Source organism: Capnocytophaga sp. oral taxon 326 str. F0382, from assembly GCF_000318295.1.
Classification (GTDB): domain Bacteria; phylum Bacteroidota; class Bacteroidia; order Flavobacteriales; family Flavobacteriaceae; genus Capnocytophaga; species Capnocytophaga periodontitidis.
The window spans coordinates 67809-84499 of the sequence record NZ_KB291397.1 but is presented as its reverse complement, the minus strand read 5'-3'; the positions used below and the strand labels follow the sequence as shown (position 1 = coordinate 84499).

Sequence of the window (16691 nt, the reverse complement as noted above, 5' to 3'; positions counted from 1 at the left end):
TAACATCAGAAATCTAACATACAACATATATGAGAAAAATACAAATGGTTGACCTTCAAGGTCAGTATGAAAGAATTAAAAATGAAGTACAAGCTTCTTTTGAAGAAGTACTCAACACCACCGCTTTTATCAACGGTCCCCAAGTACAAGCCTTCCAAAAAGAATTGGAAAACTATATGGGGGTAAAACACGTAATCCCTTGCGCCAACGGTACTGATGCCCTTCAAATAGCAATGATGGGGCTCGGTCTCAAAGAAGGCGATGAAGTTATCACTGCCGATTTTACCTTCGCTGCAACTGTGGAAGTGATTGCCCTACTGAAACTCACCCCTGTATTGGTAGATGTGTATGACGATACTTTTGACATCAACATCGAGGCTATTGAAAAAGCGATTACTCCCCGCACGAAAGCTATTGTACCCGTGCATTTGTTCGGTCAGCCAGCCAATATGGAAGCTATTATGGCTTTGGCTAAAAAACACAACCTCTTCGTGATTGAGGACAATGCGCAAGCCATTGGTGCCGATTATACTTTTGCTGACGGACACAAACAAAAAGTAGGCACTATCGGTCACGTGGGGGCAACATCTTTCTTCCCTTCTAAGAACCTCGGTTGCTATGGCGATGGAGGAGCTATCTTCACTAACGACGATGACCTCGCTTACACTCTTCGCGGTATCGTAAATCACGGTATGTACGTGCGTTATCACCACGATGTAGTAGGGGTAAACTCTCGCCTCGACTCTTTACAAGCAGCTGTGTTGCGCGCTAAACTCCCTCACCTGAACGATTATAATGCCCGTCGACGTGAAGCCGCTCGCAAATATACAGAAGCGCTGAAAGGCAATCCTCATATCATTACCCCTATAATCGCAAAAGGTAACGACCACGTGTTCCACCAATATACCCTCCGCATTACCAATGGCAAACGCGATGAACTCGCTAAGGTTTTTGGTGAAAACGGAGTGCCTTTTGGTATTTACTACCCTATACCATTGCACGCCCAAAAAGCCTATACCCGCAGCTCTTATAACGAAGCTGATTTTGGCGTTACCAATAAATTAGTACAAGAAGTCATCTCTCTGCCTATGCACACCGAGCTTGACGACGAGCAAATAGCGTTTATCACAGAATTGATAAAGAAAACAGTGTAATTGTAGGTCGTGGTACGACAAGCAGTTATTTGCGTCACACACTTTGCCAAAGTTCTTAACACCTACCCGTGCTACGGTCTTTGGCAAAGTTGAAGAATATAACAGAAAAGTAATCTTTTTATGGAAATCACTAATATCAACCAGTTAGACCCTCTATATGGAGTGTACTCGTATGCCGATTATCTATTGTGGAAATTTAAAGAGCGCGTAGAACTTTTTAAAGGAAAACTCTTCAAAATGTCTGCGCCTTCAGCGGTACATCAAGAAATATCAATGAAATTAGCAGGAGAACTCTATCAGTTTCTTAAAGGAAAAGACTGCAAAGTGTTTCACGCTCCTTTTGATGTGCGTTTGCTCAAAGAAGCACAAGAAGATAAAGATATTTATACGGTTGTGCAACCCGATATTTGTGTAGTATGTGACCCTGAAAAGATAGACAAACGCGGTTGTGAAGGTGCCCCCGATTTGGTGATTGAAATCCTTTCACCTGGCAACTCTAAAAAGGAAATGAAGTTCAAATATGCCCTTTATGAGGAAGCTAAAGTACCAGAATATTGGATTATTGACCCCGATCACCAAAATATTTTAGTTTATATACTGAAAGGTGATAAGTACCAAAATCCTATCAATGTAGTAGATGATTATATCCCTTCAGAGAAATTTCCTACTCTTAAACTACATACTAACGATATTTTTTAAACAACAACCTTATGGCAAAGACGGTATTGCAAATAGCTATTGATGAGGAAGACTTACCTATTTTTGAATCTCTTTTTGAAAAGTTTGAGGTAGAGAGTTCTGTTATAGAAGAAAAGACTAAACCTCTTTTTACGATTGCTGTAGAAGATATACAATCTGTTGCTTTAGAGCGATTAGGCAGAACACTCAGCGATGATGAATTACTCACAGCTAAAAAGGGGTTAGAATGGGGATTGCTTACAGATATTGATGCTGTTTATAGTGCTATTTTTGATGAAGTGATAGAAAATAAATAAGTTTTGCAAAGTCTAAGAACATTTTTATGGAAGCAAAATTGAATCAACTCAATGATAAACAATTAGAAGCTGTAGTAAGTGAAAGTAAACGCTTATTAGTACTCGCTGGAGCTGGCTCTGGAAAAACCAAAACTCTTTTAGAAAAATTATCCTATCTAATGAATATTAAAAGAGTAAAACCTGCTAACATCTTAGTGATTACTTTTACCAAAAATGCTACTAATGAAATGATTGACAGACTCATTTTTTCAAGTGAAGAAGGAGGCTTGTATCAATCTTTTATGAATAATACTAAGATTAGTGATGCCGAAAAAAATACCTATCGAGATAATTTTGTGAAAGCAAATAAAAGACTGTCCAACCTTTCTATAAGTACTTTTCACAGTTTCTGTTATAAGGTACTTCGCAAATATGGTGTAAGTGAGTTCGATAACCAATTTAAAGTTTTAAACGATAGTAAAAAAAGTAAAGGTGAAGATGATTTTGTTTATGAAAATACTCCTGAAACCGACTTTGAAATCGCAAGCAAAATTCTCAAAGAAAATTCTAACAATAGAGAATACTTATTAGACTTAAAACGCTATATCCTTGATTATTTTGTAGATAACGGCTATTTTCATTCCCATAAAAAAGAAGAGGGGTTTCACGAAGAACAAAAGTATTATACTTCACTCAACGGAACAAAAGTGCGGTCTAAATCTGAACGTTATATAGCCGATTGGCTCTATAGACACAATATAGATTTTGCATACGAACCGTATCTCAACTGTAAAGATTTCTATTTTCACCCTGATTTCTATATCCCGCAAGCCGATATTTACTTAGAGCACATCAGCAATATGAGTGCTGCTGTTAAAGAAAAAGATGAACAGTACAAAAAGGCTAACAAAACTCTTTTTAAAACATACGAAGAGGTTGAAGCTAAAGATACTACACTATTCAATTCGGCTTTAGATAAGATTGTTAAAAATAGATTACCTGCCAATTATCACAGTGATGTCGCTTTGAGTTTTGAAGAGGAATTCAATGCTTATCACAAAGAATTAAACGATTTTATCACTCAGTCCTTACGGGTAATTAAGATGATTAAAGCTGAAAATCTATCACCCGAAGAAGTGTTAGTTAAAGCTCTCACCGACCCACATCAGCGTATCAGAGATTTTTATAATTTGGTGATTCCGCTAATGGAAAAATATCAGGATTATTGTGTGAACAAATCATATCTCGATTTTGAAGATATGATTATTAAAACCATTGATTTGTTCAACCACCGACCCGAAATAGCTGAACAACATCAACAGATGTATAAATATATTTTGGTAGATGAATTTCAAGATGTAAACAACCTACAAGTAGAATTACTGAAAAAACTCTTAACTACCGATAATCAACTTTTTTGCGTAGGTGATGATTGGCAAAGTATCTATGCGTTCAGAGGGTCTAATGTAGATTATATCATCAACTTTGAAAAGTATTTCCCTAATGCCGAAGTAATTAAACTCAATCAGAATTACAGAAGCACTGAACATATTGTTGGAGCCAGCAATGAAGTGATAAAACACAATAAATTCAAAGTAGAAAAAGAAATTTTTGCAAATAAAAAATCGGAAACAAAAGTAAATATTTTTGCAGGTAGCAATGAAGATGAAAATATTGATTTTGTAGTGAGTGAAGTTAAAAAGCTTCTCAATAAGGGTTACAGAAAGGAAGATATACTATTTCTATATAGGCGTAGCAAAATGTTTAGCAATTACTTGAGCCGATTTAAAACCCAACGCGTTTTTGTACAGGCTAAAACGATGCACTCAGCAAAAGGATTAGAAGCCAAAGCTGTTTTTATCATAGGGCTCACTCAGGGTAAAGGAGGATTCCCTGATATTTGGTTAGAGGACAGAATTTTCCAAGTTGTAAAACCCACTCAACACGATTTGCTAATGGAAGAAGAAAGACGTCTTTTCTATGTAGCTATTACAAGAGCTAAAGACCAACTATACCTAATAACCGAAAAGAATAACGAATCGATGTTTTTAGAAGAAATTCCTGATAACTTTGTTGCGAAAACTATAATTTAATAAACTGAATAACTAATAACTAAAACAAAAATAATGAGTCAAAAAATTCCTTGGCAAGAACGCCCTGCGGGTTGTACCGATGTAATGTGGCGTTATTCTGAAAACCCTATTATCGGTAGGTATGATATCCCTACCTCTAACAGTATTTTTAACTCGGCTGTTGTGCCTTTTGGCGACGGCTATGCAGGGGTTTTCCGCTGCGACAACAAAGCAGTACAAATGAACATCTTTGCTGGCTTCAGTAAAGATGCTATTCACTGGGAAATCAACCACGAACCTATCGTGATGAAAGGTGGTAATACTGATTTCCTTCATTCTGAGTATAAGTACGACCCTCGCGTAACGTTTATCGAAGACCGCTATTGGGTAACTTGGTGTAATGGCTATTGTGGTCCTACTATCGGGATTGCTTATACTTTTGATTTCAAAGAGTTTTTCCAATGCGAGAATGCCTTTTTGCCTTTCAACCGCAACGGGGTACTCTTCCCTGAGAAAATCAATGGTAAATATGCAATGCTTAGCCGCCCAAGTGATAACGGACATACACCTTTCGGTGATATTTTCATCAGCTATAGTCCTGATATGAAATACTGGGGTGAACACCGCTGCGTGATGAAAGTAACGCCTTTTATAGAGAGCGCTTGGCAATGTACCAAAATAGGAGCAGGAGCTGTGCCTATCAAAACAAAAGACGGATGGCTATTGTTCTATCACGGGGTGATCAACACTTGCAATGGTTTCCGCTACTCTATGGGGGCTGCACTATTAGACCTCAACGATCCAAGCAAGGTAATCGCTCGTACACAGCCTTACCTCTTGGCGCCTGCCACTCTCTACGAAACTACCGGCGATGTGCCTAATGTAGTATTCCCTTGTGCTGCCTTACATTCTATCGAAGAAGACAAAGTAGCAGTGTACTACGGTGCTGCCGATACAGTAGTGGGCGTTGCTTTCGGACGTATTTCCGAAATCGTAAAATTCACTAAAGAAAATTCTTTATAAGTTATCAGGTGTTAGGGGTCAGGGGTCAGGGGTCAAAATCCTACCCTGAAACCTAACACCTATTCCCTGAAACCTGAAACAAAATGCCTTTAGCTTTATTTAATTCTATCACTTCGTGGTTTTTAAAACGCCGCATCGACCAAATACAAGAGTTTGTACTCGACCCTCATAGGGTACAAGAACGCGTGCTTTTAGAACTAATCAGCAATGCCAAAGATACTGAACTCGGCAAGCAATACAACTTCGCCGAAGTAAAAAACTACCAGCAATTTGTGCGTGAAACGCCTCTCACTACCTACGAGAACTTTGAGCCTTATGTTGAAAGAGCTCGGCGCGGTGAACGCAATGTGTTTTGGCATACACCCATCAAGTGGTTTGCTAAGAGCAGCGGGACTACCAATGCCAAAAGCAAATTTATACCCGTGAGTGAGGAGGCTCTGCAATTGTGTCATTATAAATCAGGGAAAGATATGCTTTGCTTATACCTGAACAACAACGAGGACTCGAACCTTTTCAAAGGAAAGAGTTTGCGACTTGGGGGTAGCAAGCAATTATACGAACAAAACGGCACCTATTTTGGCGATTTATCGGCAATTTTAATTGAAAACTTGCCTTTTTGGGCAGAATGGAGTTGTACTCCCAGCAACAAAGTATCACTGATGAGTGAATGGGAGAGCAAACTACAGGCAATTGTAAAAGAAGTAAAAACCGAAAATGTTACCAGCATTGCAGGAGTCCCCTCTTGGATGCTCGTATTGCTGAACCGCATTTTAGAAGATACCCAAAAACAACACCTATTAGAATTGTGGGAAAACTTAGAAGTGTATTTCCACGGTGGAGTGAGTTTCATTCCTTATCGCGAACAATATAAAAATATTATCCCCTCGGATACTTTCCGCTATTACGAAATATACAACGCTTCCGAAGGCTTTTTTGCTATTCAAGACCGCAATAATTCGGACGAGATGCTGCTAATGCTCGACTATGGTATTTTCTATGAATTTATCCCGATGGAGACCTTTGGCACTTCCCAACAAAAAGCTATTCCGCTGAGTGAAGTGGAGATAGGCAAGAACTACGCAATGGTGATTAGCACCAATGCAGGTTTGTGGCGATATATTATAGGTGATACCGTGCGATTTACCTCAGTAGCACCTTATCGCATCAAGATTACGGGGCGCACCAAGCACTTTATCAATGTATTTGGCGAAGAACTTATCGTTGAGAATGCCGAACGCGCTTTAGAAAAAGCCTGCGAACAAACTAATAGTCATTTGATAGATTATACTGTAGCGCCTATCTTTATGCAGGACAAGCTAAAAGGCGGACACGAGTGGGTGATAGAATTTGAGTCGGCTCCAGAGAGTTTAGAGCAATTCACCGAGATATTAGACCTCGAACTCCAGAAACTCAACTCCGATTACGAAGCCAAGCGTTACAACAATATGACCCTCAACAAGCCCAAAGTACACAGCGCACGCGCGGGACTTTTCCACGATTGGCTCAAGCATAAAGACAAACTCGGCGGGCAAAACAAAGTCCCCCGACTTTCTAACAGTAGAGAATACGTAGAAGAATTGCTAAAATTGCGTGATTTATGATAAATCACGCAATTTTTGCTTCGGGCTTCTACCGAATTTCTTCTTAAAGGCAGTAGAGAAATGCGATACATACTCATAGCCACAAGCAAATGCTATCTCACTGATATTCTTATCACTGTGGAGAAGTAGTTGCTGTGCTAACTCCATTTTATAATCGTATAAATAGCCGAAAACAGTAGTGCCAAATACTTCTTTAAAACCGTAGCATAATTTCTTTTCATTAGTACCTACAGCACGCGCTAACTCAGTTATAGTGGGTGTAGTGTTTAACTGAGCCGTAAGCAGATCGCGCACTTCGTACATCTTCTGTATATCGGTTGGGGTTTTACAATATTGGTGAGGTTGCGACTGTTGTTGCTCGTATTGTTGGAGTTGTAAAAGGAGAAGTTCCTGCACTTTCAGGTCGGTATAGGGGCCGGCAGCCTTGCCCAAGAGGGTTGCGTGTTGCAACTGACAAAGTGCTGTTTGTATCGCAAAGGTGGTAGGCAGGGAGTGGTCGGGGGATAGGATAAAATTACCCCCACGCTCATAGCGCTCATACCACGCCATAAAGATTTCGGGGTATTGAACAGCCATTTGCGCAAAATTTTCGGCACTAATCGCTACAGTAATCACCTCTATAGTATCATCTCTGTGCAAAAAGTCTTTCCCTAAACACTCTTCACACCCAAAAAATATATTATGTGTTCCTGCTTTGGCGGTAGCAATACGCTTGTCAATCTCTATTTGTATACCTTTATGGGTTTGGGTAACAAAATAAAGGCGCAGTGAGGGAATATCCATATACCCTTGAAAAGCAGTATCTTCTTTCATTTGTGCTTGCCAACGGTAATAGGTGTGATCGCCTAAGATCTGTTGCTCTAACTGGAATTCAGCTATTTGCTCACTTACTCCTCCATAGTACATTTGTATCTCTTCTTCATTAGTTACCAATGGTAATGTTACTTCATTTATCATAGCTATTCAGATATAAAACTTTGCTAAGGATATTAAACAATTGTCTTCTTTTTTACTGTACTTTTGCCTCCTGAAATTCATTTGTTTAGAACAAAAGTAAATAATATATTTCAAACTACCAAATTTTTAGGGGTCAGGTGTCAGGTATCAGGTATCAGGAGATAAGGGTTAGATACTGATAGTTAATGATTTAATGGATAAAAACCAATATTTATGTTATACAAAACTTTTCTTTTATTACTGCTCACTACTTCTTCTTTATGGGCTCAAAATACTGCTGAACTTTCGGGTAAAATTACCGATAAAGCCACCCAAAAACCACTCATAGGCGCCGATATCTACCTCAAAGAATTGAAGAAAGGCACTAATGCCGATGCACAAGGCAACTATTATCTAAAAGGCGTCCCCGAAGGCAATTACACTGTAATAGGTAGCTATCTCGGTTACCAAACGTTTAGCAAAAAAATCTATCTAAAAGGACAAGAGCGCTTGGATATCAGCCTTAAAGAACAAGCCGAGGAAATAAGCGGGGTAACCGTTTCGGGCAAGAGCATCGCTCACCAAAAGAAAGAAGAGAGTATGCCTGTAACGGTGATTGATATGAGCAATATGCGGGGCACAGTGAGCAATGTGCAGGACATTCTCGCCAAAACCGTGGGGGTAACCTTGCGCACCTCTGGAGGTGTGGGGAGCAGTTCACGCATTTCAGTACGTGGTTTGGAAGGCAAGCGCATTGGCTTTTTTATCGATGAATTGCCAATGAGCGAACAAACCGACTATTTAGATATCAACGATATTCCTATTGATATGATAGACCGCATCGAGATTTACAAAGGCGTGGTACCTGCCCGCTTTGGAGGTTCGTCTTTGGGTGGGGCTATCAATATTGTAATTCGCGAATACCCCGATAAATATGCCGACCTCAGCTATGGTTACGAGAGCTTCAACACTCACAAGGCGCAAGGGGTCTTCAAACGCAACCTTAAAGCACGCGGACTCGTTTTTGGTATCGGTGGGGGCTATACCACTTCCGATAATAACTATACTTTCGATTCGCCCTATCGCGAGGGTTTGCGCATCACCCGTAATCACGATAAATACCACAAATACATCGTTGGGGGGAGCTTTAAAGCTAAAAAATGGTGGTTTGACGAGGTGGAGTTAGAGCCCGTAGTGGTAAAGACTTACAAAGAAGTACAAGGTATAGAGTACGATATTCGCGAAGCCTATAGTGAGAGCCTTATGGCGGGCTTGGCTAACAAACTCAACAAAGATAATTTCCTTACCGAAGGGCTCAACTTTGATATGTTCAACGGATTGGTACTCACCAAAATGAACTTTATCGATAAAGCTACCCGCCGCTATGAATGGGACGGCACCTCCTACCCTACCCCATCGCGTTACGGAGGCGAGGTAGGCTACAACTTCCCTTCAGATTCCGATGACCAAAAACTATCGTTTATCAATAAAACCAACTTGGAGTATATCATCAATGAGCGTCATTCGTTCAACTTCAACAGTGTATTTTCCATAGCCAAAGGAACGCCAAAGGACGAGCTCAAAACTCTCAGCTTAGGCAAGCAAGTGAATTTCGATTCGCGTATGCACAGCTGGGTGAGCGGACTTACTTACGACTTGCGGTCACTTAACGATGTATTTCTCAACTCGCTTACTGTACGCTACTACCAATACACTATGCACACTCAAATGGCACCATTATTTGTGCCTGGTAAGTACGATGTTGATTTAGAAAAGAACAATTGGGGGGTGAACAACTCTATGCGCTACCGCTTTTTGCCTTCGCTAATGGGAAAACTCTCAGCAGGTTATGAAGTGCGTATCCCCTCAGAAAGTGAGCTTTTGGGCGACGGTATCGGTGTAGTGCCCAGTGCCGACCTCCTACCCGAACGCAATGCCAGTGCAAACCTCGGTTTATTGTTCGACCTCACGGGCAAACACCCTACCAATGCACAAATAGAAATGAACTTCTTCTATATGTATTTGCAGGATATGATACGCTACACCGCCGGACTTATAGGCGCACAATATCAGAATTTTGGCGAGATGCGCACCCTTGGGGTAGAGTTTGAAGCTAAAGCCGATGTACTCCCCTCGCTCTATGCCTACGTGAATACTACTTACCAAGACTTGCGCGACACCCGCGACTACGAGCCCGCCAGTACCGTGCCCAACCCCACTAAAAACAAGCGTATGCCTAACATCCCTTACCTAATGGCAAACGCCGGAATGGAATTTCACCGCGAAAACCTCTTTGGAGGTAGCGGTCAGAACACACGCCTTTTTGCCGATGTGGCTTTTGTAGAAGAATATTTCTATGATTTTGAATTGACCCAATTACAAAAACGCCGCATCCCACGAAGCACCACTATTGATATAGGCTTTGAACACAGCTTTTTGAATAACAAACTCTTTATATCGGGCAAATTGCGCAATGTAACGAACGAAAAGACCTTGTCGGAATTTAATCGTCCACTCCCTGGTATTAATGGGGGAGTGAAGATTAGAATGATATTTTAGATTATGAATAAAATCCCTGAAACAATGCTCATAACCCTATGGGCAAAAGCAACCGAACTAAAACAGCGCAATCCTTTGTTGCGCGATGAAAAAGCTGCTGAGATTATCAGCAAAATAGACTATGATTTCAGCAAGTTTAAGAAAGCTAAATTCTCTCAAGCAGGGGTATGCGTGCGCGCGAGCCTGATTGATGAAGAGACTCGCAAATTTATCGCTGCTCACCCCGATGCGGTAGTCATACAACTCGGTGCAGGACTCGATGCCCGTTACGAGCGTTTGGGGTGCCCAAAAGTAACCCATTGGTACGACCTCGACCTACCTGAAGTGATGCAATTACGCCGTCAGTTTTTTGAAGAGACGGAACAGAGGAGTTTTTTGGAAATGTCGCTTTTTGATAGAGAATGGATACCTATTGTAAAAGCACATCACAAACCCTTGCTCATTATCGTGGAGGGAGTGCTGATGTATTTCAGCCAGAGAGAAGTAAAAGATTTTATGATCAATCTCTGTGATGAAATAGACGAAGCTACCTTTTTGTTTGATATGCTCGCCTACGCCTTAGTAGGGCACGCCAAAAAACACGATACACTCGGCGCGATGGACAAAGACCAGCGTCCTGAATTTAAGTGGAGTGAAAAAGAAAGTGCTGTAATGGAAAGTTGGCATCCCAAAATCCATTTGGCTAAAGAGTACTATATGAGTGAGTATGACCAAGGTCGTTATCCTTTTATATTCAGAATGCTTTATAAAATTCCTTATTTTTATAAACGATTCAACCAGAGGGTTGTTAATTTGTCAATTTGCCAATGAGGTACGAGCCGTACAGGCAATTTGGTGCGAGCCGCACGGGCAATTTGTCGCAAACTTAAGACTAACAAAACTATGATAGAAAATCTCAAATATATTACAACTTTTCATCCTAAGCAGATTCTCAAAAGTGTGTTGTGGGAAATTGTACACAGCGGTTTTATCACAGCACCGTCGGGTATTTTGCTCATTATTGTATGGGAACTTTTCAAAGAACAACCTAACACTTCTCTCATCTGGTTGATGGTAGGGCTGATGTGCCTCTTGCTCTGTTTGCAGTTCTTTGTCGCCTCGCGCACTTTGGTCTCTTCTAATCTCTACGTATACGACATTGCTAAAGAATTGCGTATAAAGTTGGGCAATCACTTGCAAAAGCTCTCTTTGGGGTTCTTCAAAAAGCGTGACCCTGGAGAGATTGGCTCAGTAATTATGCAAGATGTTGCCTCATTCGAACATATTTTTAGTCACAGTTTTGGCAATCTGGCGGCTGCCCTTTTTGGTACCGTAATGCTATCGAGCTTCTTGTTTTATTGCGATTGGCGACTCACCCTCTGTTTATTAGCTGCCTTACCACTTATCATTCCTTTTTTAAAGCTCGGCACTTTCATCGTCGATAAATGGGGGTTGAGCAGAGCACAAGTGAAAGCCCGCAACGAGGTGTCGGCTAAGTTCTTAGAATATGTACAAGGCATCCGACATTTAAAATCCTATGGACTTACGGGCGACAATTATAGCACTCTCGAAAAAGCCTACGCCGACCTCCGCCAAAAGAGCATCCGTTTAGAGGCCATCCCAGGTCCTACGGTTACACTTTCGTTTATAGTGCTCGAAATTGCTTTTATACTGATGCTCGCCTTGGGCTTGTACTACCTCACACACGGAGAGATTACTGTACCTATACTAATGGTATTCCTCATTTTGGGGTATAATCTCTATAGTCCTATCAAAGTAGTATTGGTGGACTACTTGATGATTCGCTATATGAACGAGAGCCTCAGTAGGGTGATTGAAGTATTGCAAGAACCTACTATGGAAACTGATAAAAACGAGTTCCCTACCCATTTCGATATTGCTTTCCACGATGTGAGTTTCGCTTATCTACCGGATAAAACGACTCTCAGTCATCTGAATTTCACAGTGCCTGAGCACAATATGGTAGCTTTGGTAGGGCATTCAGGTTCGGGTAAAACCACTATTGCCTCACTCATCGCCCGCTTTTGGGATGTAACCAAAGGCAGTATCACCATCGGCGGAGTAGATATACGCCATATTCCGCAAGAACGTTTCTACGGACTTATCAGCGAGGTTTTTCAAGAGGTATACCTCTTTGATGATACTATTTACAACAACATCAAAATAGGCAATCCACACGCTACCGAAGCTGAGGTTATAGCCGCTGCCGAGCTTGCCCAAGTACTGTCGTTTGCGTGGGAACTGCCTCAAGGAATGCACACCCCCGTCGGTGAAGGGGGCAACCGACTCTCAGGAGGTGAGAAACAACGCATCAGTATTGCTCGTGCCTTGCTGAAAAACGCGCCCATCATCTTATTAGACGAAGCCACCGCCAGCCTCGACCCCGAAAACGAAATTTTTATTCAGCAGGCTATTCAAGAGCTTGTAAAAGATAAAACCGTGGTGGTGATTGCCCACAAGCTATCCACTATCAAAAATGCTGATAAGATACTCGTGTTAGAAAATGGCAAAATCGCCGAAGCTGGTACGCATAGCGAACTCTTAGCACAAAAAGGTATTTACCAGCGCCTTTGGACACTCCAACAGCAATCTGGAGGATGGAAATTGCCAAATTAGCAAATATGAAAATTAGCTTATTATGAAACGATTACTCCAAATAGCAGGACAACGCAAGACTTTACTCTTAGCCTCTTGCACCTTAGCCGTCATACACAGCGTGCTGAGCCTTGTACCTTATGCCTTAGTGTTTTACATTATTAAAGAACTCACCCAATCACAACCTAATTTCACCACTATCCAACAGTATGTGGTATATGCTATAGTGATGGTAATAGTGAGTATGGTAGCCTTTTTGCTTTCGGGTATTCTCTCGCATATCGCCGCTTTCAATATTCTCTATGGCTTGCGCAAAACTATTACTGAGAAAGTAGGCATCTTGCCTATGGGTTATCTTTCACACCGCAATTCGGGAGCTTTCAAGAAAATAATTTCAGACGATGTAGAACGTATCGAAACCTTTGTAGCTCACCAAATCCCCGATTTTGTAAAAGCCGTTGCCTTGCCTCTGCTCACCTTGGGCTATCTGTTTAGTGAAGACTGGCGGTTAGCACTCATCAGCTGTTTGCCGCTACTCGTATTGGTGGTGATAATGCCCCTGATGTTTGGCAGTAAAAACCAAAATCTCACCCAAAAATACCACCATTCACTCGAAGAGATGAGTGCAGGCATTGTGGAATATGTACGTGCTATGCCGGTGATGAAAATCTTCCAGCAATCAGCTGAAACTTTTGATAAGTACGGCAAAAAAGTGCTCACCTTTCATCGTTTTGTAAGCGACTGGATACGCCATAGTTCACCCCCTTTTGCTATCTTTATGAGCTTTGCCAGCAATGCGATGTTGCCCGTTTTAGCATTGGGTTTATACCTCTATTTTCACAATGGGCTCACCCTCGCCACCCTGCTCTTCTTCCTAATTCTGGGCACGGGTTATATGCGCCCCGTGTTTGCGATGAGCAATATGGCAATGCAACTACAACTCATCGAGCAAGGCGTACAGCAAATAGACAAAATACTCGAAGCTCCCGTCCTACCCGAAACACACACTCCACAAGAGCCCTCTCATTACGATATTCGTTTCGATAAAGTATCGTTTGCCTACGACGGCGAACATTACGTACTCAACGACATCAACTTTATTGCCAAAGAAGGCTCTATTACTGCTTTGGTAGGTCCTTCAGGTGCTGGCAAGAGCACGGTGGGGCAATTGTTGTCGCGTTTTTGGGATGTACAAGAAGGAAACATCAGCATTGGTGGAGTAGATATTCGTCAGTTATCTACTGAAAAGCTGATGCAGATGGTCTCTTTTGTATTTCAAGACAGCTTTATGTTTGCTCAAACAATGTACGAGAATATCCGTATGGGGATGAACAAAACCAAAGAAGAAGTGATTGCTGCTGCCCAAGCCGCTCAAATACACGACTTTATTATGAGCTTGCCCAAGGGCTACGACACTCTTTTCGGGCAACAAGGAGTACACCTCAGCGGAGGTGAACAACAGCGTTTTCAGTTGGCACGTGCTATCTTGAAAAATGCTCCTATTCTCGTTTTAGACGAAGCCACCGCCTTTGCCGACCCCGAGAACGAATACAAAATACAACAGGCATTTAGTGAGCTTATCAAGGGAAAAACCGTGCTTGTTATCGCTCACCGCCTTTCCACCATCACCACTGCCGACCAGATTATCGTTTTTGAAAAAGGTGAAATCAACGCCATAGGTACTCATAACGAGCTCTTGCAAAGTAGTGAACTCTACCAACGAATGTGGAACGCCCACAACAGAGCTAAAGAATGGAATATCTAACTAATAAATTAACCTATAAATATACATTACAATGAAAAAAGTAATCTTAACCCTCAGCAGCCTCGCTCTGCTCATTGTGTCTTGCAAAAAAGACGACAACAACAAACCTGCTCCTTCTAATGAAGGCGGTGGAAAGTATTTGGTGAAAACTACCTTTAAAAACCCCGACGGTAAAAGTGGTAGTTCTTACTTACAACTTACTAATGACCTCAATACCACTACTGTTTTAAACAACAAACAAGCTATACAAGTACCCTATATGTCGAGTGTAATGATATATGGCAATGAGGTATATTCATTAGATGCTATTGATGGTAGTTATGGTGTGAGAAAATTTATTTACAACCCTACTACCCAAAAACTTACCGAAAGTAAAAAATTCGATACCCCTGCACACTCTATGCCCTGCAACTTGATAAAGGTGAGCGATACCAAAGCCTATTTGCCTTTATACAACGTACCAAAGGTATTGATTATCAACCCACAAACAATGCAGAAAACAGGTGAAATAGACATTCAAAGGTACGCCCACAGCGACAGCAGTCCGGATGCAGGCTACGGAATAATACGCGATGGGTATTTCTACCTACCCCTATTGCAATTAGGACCTGATTATGCTCCTTTTGCCGACCATCTCCAAAGTGATGTACTCATCATCAATGTACAAACTGATAAGGTAGAAAAGGTAATATCAGAAACCACTACTCACTTGGCTATGCCTTCTCAACCCTCATATAAAACTTGTATTTTCGCCACCGAAAACAAAGATATATATATAATGTGTGCTGGTTATTTCGGGTTCAATCCCGCAAATACCCATTCAGGGTTTGTGTGCATACCTCAAAGTACTACTGTATCGGCTACCGAGTTTGATAGCAGTAAGAGTTGGGATATATCCAACACTACTATTGAAGGTACTACCTATAAACCTGCAACTATCTATAGTGTGGAATACTTAGGTAATGGCAAAGCAGTAGGTTTTGTAGGTGCTGCTGAACTGAATGTAAAAGACCCTTTCACCGATAAAAATGGAATTGCCGTATTGATAGACCTCAACGCTAAAACTATCAAGAAGATTGATGGTATCCCTTATACCGATAGCCATAGTGTGTTTATCGGTAGAAACAACAACGAAGTGATTTTTGGTGTATCGGGTACAGACAAAAGAGGTTTGTTTAGCTACAACCCTGCTACCGGTATCAGCAAGCAAGTGCTGAATACAGAGGGAGGCGCCGACTTCTTCTACGCATTTTAGTGCGAGCCTCATAGACAATTTATAACGTTGCAAACTTTGGCAAAGTTCTTGGACTTTGCCAAAGTTAATCATAAATTATATATGAAAAAAGGATTTATTTTAGGCTTAATAGCCTCACTTATTACCTTTTCCGGTGATATGTTATTGGGGTACATTCAGGTAGAAAACCCCGAAAAATCACTGATGAACTTTTCACTTACCTTACCCCTATCGCGCATTATGTGGGGAGGATTCTTAGGTGTAATTGGCATCCCTTTGCAATGCATAGGATATTGGCAAATTTACAAGTTGATGAAAGAAGGTAGTAAAACGCTCTCAAAACTTTACAATGTAGGTATCTGGGGGTGGTTAGTAATGGCAGCTTGTGGGGTGCACCTTAATTGTGCTGTGGTGATGCTTATCTACAAACAACTTTACTCCACCGATGCAATCTTAGCCCATAATGTAGCTACTACCTTTTCTAACAATGTATTAGTGCCTTGCTATTACATTTTTATCGTCTTTTTTCTACTGATGAACATCTCACAGTTCATAGCTTTTGTAAGGAAAAAGACTGTTTATCCTCGCATAGCAGCCCTTTTCAATATGTTTATAGGTATTGGCATCATTCATCTTATAGCCTATTTGTCGCCAGATTCGGCTATTAAAAACGGATTGAATGTATCGGCTATCAGCTTGGGTAATACCCTGATGTTTATAGGGTTGCTTCTTTTTAAAGGTCAGACAAGTCTAACAACTAATAATAATAACTAAAAAC

The 16691-nt window shown here is 41.1% G+C and carries 13 protein-coding genes; 12 read left to right on the top strand and 1 reads right to left on the bottom strand.

The window, feature by feature from the left end; translation table 11 throughout:
* Positions 1-29 precede the first annotated feature (29 nt).
* From HMPREF9073_RS06020 to HMPREF9073_RS05995, 6 genes are all read left to right on the top strand, one after another.
* Complete coding sequence (locus tag HMPREF9073_RS06020) at positions 30-1154, top strand: DegT/DnrJ/EryC1/StrS aminotransferase family protein (protein WP_009750731.1); 1125 nt, start codon at positions 30-32, stop codon at positions 1152-1154.
* A gap of 120 nt (positions 1155-1274) precedes the next feature.
* Positions 1275-1853 (top strand): Uma2 family endonuclease, encoded by a 579-nt coding sequence (locus HMPREF9073_RS06015; protein ID WP_009750730.1) that lies wholly within the window; start codon positions 1275-1277, stop codon positions 1851-1853.
* A gap of 11 nt (positions 1854-1864) precedes the next feature.
* Complete coding sequence (locus tag HMPREF9073_RS06010) at positions 1865-2149, top strand: hypothetical protein (protein ID WP_009750729.1); 285 nt, start codon at positions 1865-1867, stop codon at positions 2147-2149.
* A 26-nt stretch (positions 2150-2175) separates the two neighbouring features.
* Positions 2176-4221: a UvrD-helicase domain-containing protein gene (locus HMPREF9073_RS06005; RefSeq protein WP_009750728.1), complete on the top strand. Its 2046-nt coding sequence runs from the start codon at positions 2176-2178 to the stop codon at positions 4219-4221.
* 33 nt (positions 4222-4254) lie between these two features.
* Positions 4255-5223 (top strand): glycoside hydrolase family 130 protein, encoded by a 969-nt coding sequence (locus HMPREF9073_RS06000; protein ID WP_009750727.1) that lies wholly within the window; start codon positions 4255-4257, stop codon positions 5221-5223.
* 83 nt (positions 5224-5306) lie between these two features.
* A complete protein-coding gene (locus tag HMPREF9073_RS05995) occupies positions 5307-6824 on the top strand; it encodes a GH3 auxin-responsive promoter family protein (protein WP_009750726.1) in 1518 nt (505 codons plus the stop codon).
* Here HMPREF9073_RS05995 and HMPREF9073_RS05990 read toward each other — a convergent pair.
* Positions 6819-7781, bottom strand: a complete 963-nt coding sequence (locus tag HMPREF9073_RS05990) for an AraC family transcriptional regulator (RefSeq protein WP_009750725.1) — start codon at positions 7779-7781, stop codon at positions 6819-6821. The two genes, HMPREF9073_RS05995 and HMPREF9073_RS05990, sit on opposite strands and share 6 nt — an antisense overlap.
* Before the next feature lie 213 nt (positions 7782-7994).
* Between HMPREF9073_RS05990 and HMPREF9073_RS05985 the strand changes: the two genes are divergently transcribed.
* From HMPREF9073_RS05985 to HMPREF9073_RS05960, 6 genes are all read left to right on the top strand, one after another.
* The gene (locus tag HMPREF9073_RS05985; protein WP_009750724.1) at positions 7995-10319 is read left to right on the top strand and encodes a TonB-dependent receptor; all 2325 of its coding nucleotides are present in this window, start codon (positions 7995-7997) and stop codon (positions 10317-10319) included.
* 3 nt (positions 10320-10322) lie between these two features.
* Complete coding sequence (locus HMPREF9073_RS05980) at positions 10323-11129, top strand: class I SAM-dependent methyltransferase (protein WP_009750723.1); 807 nt, start codon at positions 10323-10325, stop codon at positions 11127-11129.
* Positions 11130-11201: 72 nt separating this feature from the next.
* Positions 11202-12935, top strand: a complete 1734-nt coding sequence (locus HMPREF9073_RS05975) for an ABC transporter ATP-binding protein (RefSeq protein WP_009750722.1) — start codon at positions 11202-11204, stop codon at positions 12933-12935.
* 22 nt (positions 12936-12957) lie between these two features.
* Positions 12958-14679, top strand: a complete 1722-nt coding sequence (locus HMPREF9073_RS05970) for an ABC transporter ATP-binding protein (RefSeq protein WP_009750721.1) — start codon at positions 12958-12960, stop codon at positions 14677-14679.
* Between the two features lie 31 nt (positions 14680-14710).
* Positions 14711-15934, top strand: a complete 1224-nt coding sequence (locus HMPREF9073_RS05965; protein WP_009750720.1) for a hypothetical protein — start codon at positions 14711-14713, stop codon at positions 15932-15934.
* An 81-nt stretch (positions 15935-16015) separates the two neighbouring features.
* Complete coding sequence (locus tag HMPREF9073_RS05960; RefSeq protein WP_034555506.1) at positions 16016-16687, top strand: DUF6796 family protein; 672 nt, start codon at positions 16016-16018, stop codon at positions 16685-16687.
* Positions 16688-16691 lie beyond the last annotated feature (4 nt).

Coding starts and splice junctions, on each gene's coding strand:
- HMPREF9073_RS06020 (WP_009750731.1), top strand. CDS start 30: ATGAGAAAAATACAAATGGTTGACCTTCAAGGTCAGTATGAAAGAATT.
- HMPREF9073_RS06015 (WP_009750730.1), top strand. CDS start 1,275: ATGGAAATCACTAATATCAACCAGTTAGACCCTCTATATGGAGTGTAC.
- HMPREF9073_RS06010 (WP_009750729.1), top strand. CDS start 1,865: ATGGCAAAGACGGTATTGCAAATAGCTATTGATGAGGAAGACTTACCT.
- HMPREF9073_RS06005 (WP_009750728.1), top strand. CDS start 2,176: ATGGAAGCAAAATTGAATCAACTCAATGATAAACAATTAGAAGCTGTA.
- HMPREF9073_RS06000 (WP_009750727.1), top strand. CDS start 4,255: ATGAGTCAAAAAATTCCTTGGCAAGAACGCCCTGCGGGTTGTACCGAT.
- HMPREF9073_RS05995 (WP_009750726.1), top strand. CDS start 5,307: ATGCCTTTAGCTTTATTTAATTCTATCACTTCGTGGTTTTTAAAACGC.
- HMPREF9073_RS05990 (WP_009750725.1), bottom strand. CDS start 7,781: ATGATAAATGAAGTAACATTACCATTGGTAACTAATGAAGAAGAGATA.
- HMPREF9073_RS05985 (WP_009750724.1), top strand. CDS start 7,995: ATGTTATACAAAACTTTTCTTTTATTACTGCTCACTACTTCTTCTTTA.
- HMPREF9073_RS05980 (WP_009750723.1), top strand. CDS start 10,323: ATGAATAAAATCCCTGAAACAATGCTCATAACCCTATGGGCAAAAGCA.
- HMPREF9073_RS05975 (WP_009750722.1), top strand. CDS start 11,202: ATGATAGAAAATCTCAAATATATTACAACTTTTCATCCTAAGCAGATT.
- HMPREF9073_RS05970 (WP_009750721.1), top strand. CDS start 12,958: ATGAAACGATTACTCCAAATAGCAGGACAACGCAAGACTTTACTCTTA.
- HMPREF9073_RS05965 (WP_009750720.1), top strand. CDS start 14,711: ATGAAAAAAGTAATCTTAACCCTCAGCAGCCTCGCTCTGCTCATTGTG.
- HMPREF9073_RS05960 (WP_034555506.1), top strand. CDS start 16,016: ATGAAAAAAGGATTTATTTTAGGCTTAATAGCCTCACTTATTACCTTT.